The following is a 5,312-nucleotide window of genomic DNA, read 5'->3' on the forward strand; positions in this document are numbered from 1 at the left end:
GGTGCCACCCGGCCGGTGAGCTTCAGCCAGCGCGGCAGCCAGCCGAGCGAGAAGTGCGAGAGCGGACGCATCCTGCCCCGGTAGTAATGGTCGAAGAACTCCGACTTGTAGGTCGCCATGTCCACGCCGGTGGGGCAGTCGCTGGAGCAGGCCTTGCAGGACAGGCAAAGGTCCAGTGCCTCGCGGACCTCCTCCGACTTCCACCCCTCCTCCACAGTGCGGGCGCCGCGGACCATGTCCTGCAGCACCCGGGAGCGGCCGCGGGTGGAGTCCTTCTCATCCTTCGTGGCCCGGTAGCTTGGGCACATCACTCCGCCGGCATCGGTGCGGCAGCGGCCCACGCCGATGCAGCTCTGCACGGCGTGGACAAACGGATCGACGCCGCTCCCCGAAGTCCCAGCACCACCGGCCCCGGCGGCAGGATCATCAGTCTCCACCGACGACCCACCCCCGGAATGCAGCGGCCGCAGGTCGAAGCTGGTGCGCCATTCCCGCGCGGGCACCCCGTCCAACGCCAGGTGCGCGTCGATCGGATCCGGGTCCGTCAGCGATCCCGGGTTCAGGATTCCGGCCGGATCCCACAGCCGGCGGTAGGCAGCGAAGGCCGTGAGCAGGCGCGGCGAGTACATCAGCGGCAGCAGCGCGGACCGGGCCCGGCCGTCGCCGTGTTCCCCGGAGAGCGAGCCGCCGTGCTGCACCACCAGCCGGGCGGCGTCGGCGGAGAACGTCCGGAACACTTCCCGTCCGGCGGCGGTGCGCAGATCGTAGGTGATGCGGATGTGCATACAGCCGGCCCCGAAGTGCCCGTACATCACACCCTGCAGCCCGTATTGGTCCAGCAGGCCGCGGAAGTCGGCCAGGTAATCGGCCAGTTTTTCCGGTGCTACAGCGGAATCCTCCCATCCGGGCCACGACTCACCGCCCGTGGACAGCCGGGAGGACAGCCCGGCGCCGTCTTCCCGGACACGCCAGAGCGAGGCCCGCTCGACGGCGTCGGGCACCGGGCGGCCTTCGATCAGCCGGCCGTTTTCCTGCAGGCGGGCCAGCAGCCGGTCCGCGTCGGCCTGCACGGAAGCGGGATCGTCGCCGTCGAGGTCCACATACAGCCAGGCCTTGCCCGCGGGCAGGCCGGTCACCGAATCGGCGCCGCGGCGGAAGCGCATGGTGTCCACAATGGCTTCGTCGATCCCCTCCACCGCCGCCGGGGAGAACTCCAGGATGGTTTCGATGTCCCGGGCGGCCTCCACCACGTCCGCGTAGCCGAGGCAGACCAGCAGCGCGCTGGCCGGTTTGGGCACCAGCTTCATCCGCGCGCCGACAATCACGGCACAGGTTCCCTCGGAGCCCACCAGTGCCCGGGCCACGTTGAAGCCGTGTTCGGGCAGCAGATTGGCCAGGTGGTAGCCGGAAACCTGGCGCTGGATCCGGCCGAGCTCCACCCGGAAGTCCGCCAGATTCGCCTGCGCCAGCTCCCGAAGCCCCGCAGCCAGGGCCGCAGCCCGCCGTTCGGAAAAGCTGTCCCCCGGGTCGGTCGCCTGCAGGCCGGTGGCCGTGGCGGTGAGCCGGGCGCCGTCGGCCGTGACGACGTCGATCTCCGCCACATGGTCCGAGGTGCGGCCGTAGCGCACGGAGTGGTTGCCGCACGCGTCGTTGCCCAGCGCACCGCCCACCGTGGCGCGGTTCTTCGACGACGGATCCGGGGCGAACGTGAACCGGCCGCCGGTAGCCTGCTCCACCTCGCGGGACAGGACGGCGAGCACCACGCCGGGGTCCACGGCCACGGTGCGCTCGGCCTCATCGATCCCATGGATGCGGTTCAGGTGCCGGGAGAAATCCAGCACGACGCCGGGGCCGATCGCGTTGCCGGCCATGGAGGTGCCGCCGCCCCGGGGAACCAGCGGCGTACCGGTGTCCCGGCAGACCGCGAGGACGGCGACGACGTCGTCCACCGACCGCGGGAACACCACGGCCAGCGGCGGGACCCGGTAGTTCGACGCGTCGTAGGAGTACTCGGCCAGCCGACGCGGCGACGTGTCGGCAGGAATCCCCGCCGCGGCCAGCGCCGCCAGCAGCTGCCGCCGCAAGGTGTCGTCGCCGGCGTTGTCCCCGCCGACCTCCGGGAGGTCCGCGGGGACACCGCCAGCCACAGCGGCGAGGTGAGTGTCGGTCATTGGGGGCTCAGCCAGCCGCGTTCACCGGGGCAGCGCCCGCAGAACCGGCGTTGGCAGGAACAGCGCCAACCACGGCGGCGACGGCGGCTTCGAAGCGTTCCAGGCCCAGGCTGATTTCCTCGGCGGTGACCACCAGGGCCGGGATCAGCCGGACCACGTTGCCGGCCGGGCCGCAGGTCAGGGTCAGCAGGCCCTGGTCCGTGGTGGCCTGCTGCACGGCGGCTGCGGTTGCTGCATCCGGTTTGCCGTCCGTGGCCGTGAACTCGATCCCCTGCATGAGTCCACGGCCACGGACATCCCCCATGACCGGGAAGCGATCCCGGATGTCCCGCAGCCCGGCCTGCAGCTGCTCGCCGCGGATGCGGGAATTCTCCACCAGGCCTTCGTCCTTGACCACGTCCAGGGTGGCGACGCCGGCGGCCGCGGAGACGGCATTGCCGCCGTAGGTTCCACCCTGCGAACCGGGCCAGGCCTTGGACATGGTGTCGGTGGACGCGGCGATGGCGGAAATCGGGAAGCCGGAGGCGATGCCCTTGGCCGTGATGAGAATGTCCGGCGTCGCGGTGGAGTACTGGTGGCCCCAGAACTTTCCGGTGCGGCCCACGCCGGCCTGGACCTCGTCGAAAATCAGCTGGATGCCGTATTTGTCCGCACGTTCCCGCAGGCCCTCCATAAATGCGGGCGGGGTGGGCAGGTAACCGCCGTCGCCCAGCGCTGGTTCGATGAGGAACGCCGCGGTGTCCTTGGGATCGGTGCGGGTCTGCAGCAGGTAGTCGAGTTCCTGCAGTGCAAAGGCGACGGCGGCGTCCTCGTCCCAGCCGTAGCGGTAGGCGTACGGGAAGGCGGACATATGGACGCCGGCCATCAGCGGAGCGAAGCCGGCGGAGAACTTGGTGCCCGCCGTCGTCAGCGAGGCGGCGGCGACGGTGCGGCCGTGGAAGCCGCCCTGGAACACCACAATGTTGGGGCGGCCGGTGGCCATCCGGGCCAGCCGGACCGCAGCTTCCACGGCTTCGGAGCCAGAGTTGGCGTAGAAGACGGAATCGAGGCCGGCGGGAAGGACTTCGCCGAGCTTCTCGGTCAGCTCAAGCAGCGGCTTGTGCATCACGGTGGTGTACTGCGCGTGGATGATCTTGCCGACCTGCTCGCGGGCGGCGGCCACCACCCGGGGGTGGCAGTGCCCCGTGCTGGTGACGCCGATCCCCGTGGTGAAGTCCAGGTAGGCCTTGCCGTCGGTCCCGTGGATCCAGCTGCCAAGGGCATGGTCCACGATCACCGGGGTTGCTTGCTTGAGGGCGGGGCTGAGGGAAGTCATGCCAGTTATGATGCAGGTCACACCTGTCTATTGTCAACAATCCTGCAATGGGGTTACGGTTGTGGCGTGAGTAACACTGTGAGTAACCGGCGCGTGGTCATCCTCGCGGCCGAAGGTCAGCCCCTCCCCTGCAATCTGGACGCCCTCCGGGCCCTGGCGGACGTTACCGTGACGGACGCCGCGGGCCTCGCCCAGGCCGCCTCCGGCGCGGACGTCCTGTTCCTGTGGGATTTTTTCTCCTCCGCACTTCAGGAGGCCTGGCCGCACGCGGACTCGCTGAAATGGGTGCACGTGGCCGCCGCCGGCGTGGACGCCATGATGTTCGAGGAACTGCGGGATTCTGAGGTGCTCCTCACCAACGCACACGGCTTCTTTGACCAGCCGATCGCCGAATTTGTCCTGGCCTCGATCCTCGCGCATGACAAGCAGCTGCACCTGAGCAAGACGCTGCAGCAGGACTCCGTCTGGAAGCACCGCGAGCTGACCCGTACCGCCGGATCACGGGCCCTGGTGGTGGGCACCGGCGGCATTGGCCGCGCCACGGCCCGGCTCCTGCGGGCCGTGGGTCTGGAGGTGCGCGGCGTCGGCCGGACCCCGCGGGAGAACGATCCGGACTTCGGCACGGTTTCGGCCAGCGCCGAGCTCGCCGAACACGTGGGCTGGGCCGACCATCTGGCCGTGACCGCTCCGCTCACCGAGCAGACCCGGAACCTGGTGGACGCAGCCGTCCTCGCGGCCATGAAACCCTCCGCCCACCTGATCAATGTCAGCCGCGGCGCCCTCGTGGATGAACCCGCCCTGCTTTCTGCCCTGCGCACCGGGCAGATCGCCGCCGCCTCACTGGACGTCTTCAGCGAAGAACCCGCGCCCGCGTCGCACCCGTTCTGGGGCATGGAGAACGTGCACATGTCCGCGCACATGTGCGGCGACGTGACGGGCTGGCGGGATGCGCTGGCCCGGCAGTTCCAGGACAACCTTGAGCGCTGGCTCACCGGCCAGGACCTGGCCAACGTGGTGGACAAACAGCGCGGCTATGTGAGCTCCTTCTCCTGAGCCGCACCGGCTCCCGGAACCAACCAACAGCTGTTCACGATTTTGGAGGTGTCTGCTTGCTATTCAGCCAAGAGGAATACGATGCCCGGCTCGCCGGGGTCCGGGCCCGCATGCGTCGGCAGGGGCTTTCCGCCCTGCTGGTGACCGACCCGGCCAACATGTACTACCTGACCGGGTACAACGCGTGGTCCTTTTACACTCCGCAGCTGGTGTTCGTGCCGGCCGAGGGCCCGATGCTGCTGTTCACCCGCGAGATGGACGCCGGCGGTGCCTCCCGCACCAGCTGGCTGCCGCCCGAGTGCATCATTGGCTACCCCGAGCGGTATGTCCACCGTCCGCATCTGCACCCCTTTGACTGGGTGTCCTTCGCCCTCCGCGAGCGCCACCTGATCGCCCCCGCGGCGGCGGGCTGCGTGGGCCTGGAGATGGACTCGCACTTCTTCTCCCCCAAGGCCTACCGGTCCCTGCTTAACGCCGTGCCGGAATGGACCCTGGTGGACGCCTTCGAGCTGGTGAACTGGGTTCGCGCCGTCAAATCCCCCGCCGAAATCCAGCTGATGCGCGGAGCGGCGAAAATCTGCGAGGCAGCCATGGCCGCTGCCGTCGACACCATCGACGTCGGCGTCCGCCAGTGCGACGCCGCCGCGGCCATCAGCTCTGCGCAGATCGCGGGCGTGGACGGCATCGGCGGGGACTACCCCGCGATCGTGCCCATGCTCCCCACCGGCGAGGCCGCTGACACCCCGCATCTGACCTGGAGCGAGGACCGGTTC

General features: G+C 69.4%; 4 protein-coding genes. 2 read left to right on the forward strand and 2 right to left on the reverse strand.

What is annotated here, in order from left to right; translation table 11 throughout:
• Together RTN46_RS16310 and RTN46_RS16315 are read right to left on the reverse strand one after the other, a co-directional pair.
• The coding region (locus RTN46_RS16310) for an FAD-binding and (Fe-S)-binding domain-containing protein (RefSeq protein ID WP_312182960.1) at positions 1–2,171 on the reverse strand (2,171 nt) is incomplete at its 3' end.
• Between the two features lie 7 nt (positions 2,172–2,178).
• Complete coding sequence (locus tag RTN46_RS16315) at positions 2,179–3,486, reverse strand: aminotransferase class III-fold pyridoxal phosphate-dependent enzyme (RefSeq protein ID WP_312182961.1); 1,308 nt, start codon at positions 3,484–3,486, stop codon at positions 2,179–2,181.
• Positions 3,487–3,552: 66 nt separating this feature from the next.
• Between RTN46_RS16315 and RTN46_RS16320 the strand changes: the two genes are divergently transcribed.
• Together RTN46_RS16320 and RTN46_RS16325 are read left to right on the forward strand one after the other, a co-directional pair.
• On the forward strand, positions 3,553–4,539 hold the full coding sequence (locus RTN46_RS16320; protein ID WP_312182963.1) for a D-2-hydroxyacid dehydrogenase: 987 nt from the start codon (positions 3,553–3,555) through the stop codon (positions 4,537–4,539).
• A gap of 56 nt (positions 4,540–4,595) precedes the next feature.
• The coding region (locus RTN46_RS16325) for a Xaa-Pro peptidase family protein (RefSeq protein ID WP_312182965.1) at positions 4,596–5,312 on the forward strand (717 nt) is incomplete at its 3' end.

The sequence above is a fragment of the Arthrobacter sp. genome, from assembly GCF_031988865.1.
Classification (GTDB): domain Bacteria; phylum Actinomycetota; class Actinomycetes; order Actinomycetales; family Micrococcaceae; genus Arthrobacter_B.

Coding starts and splice junctions, on each gene's coding strand:
- RTN46_RS16315 (WP_312182961.1), bottom strand. CDS start 3,486: ATGACTTCCCTCAGCCCCGCCCTCAAGCAAGCAACCCCGGTGATCGTG.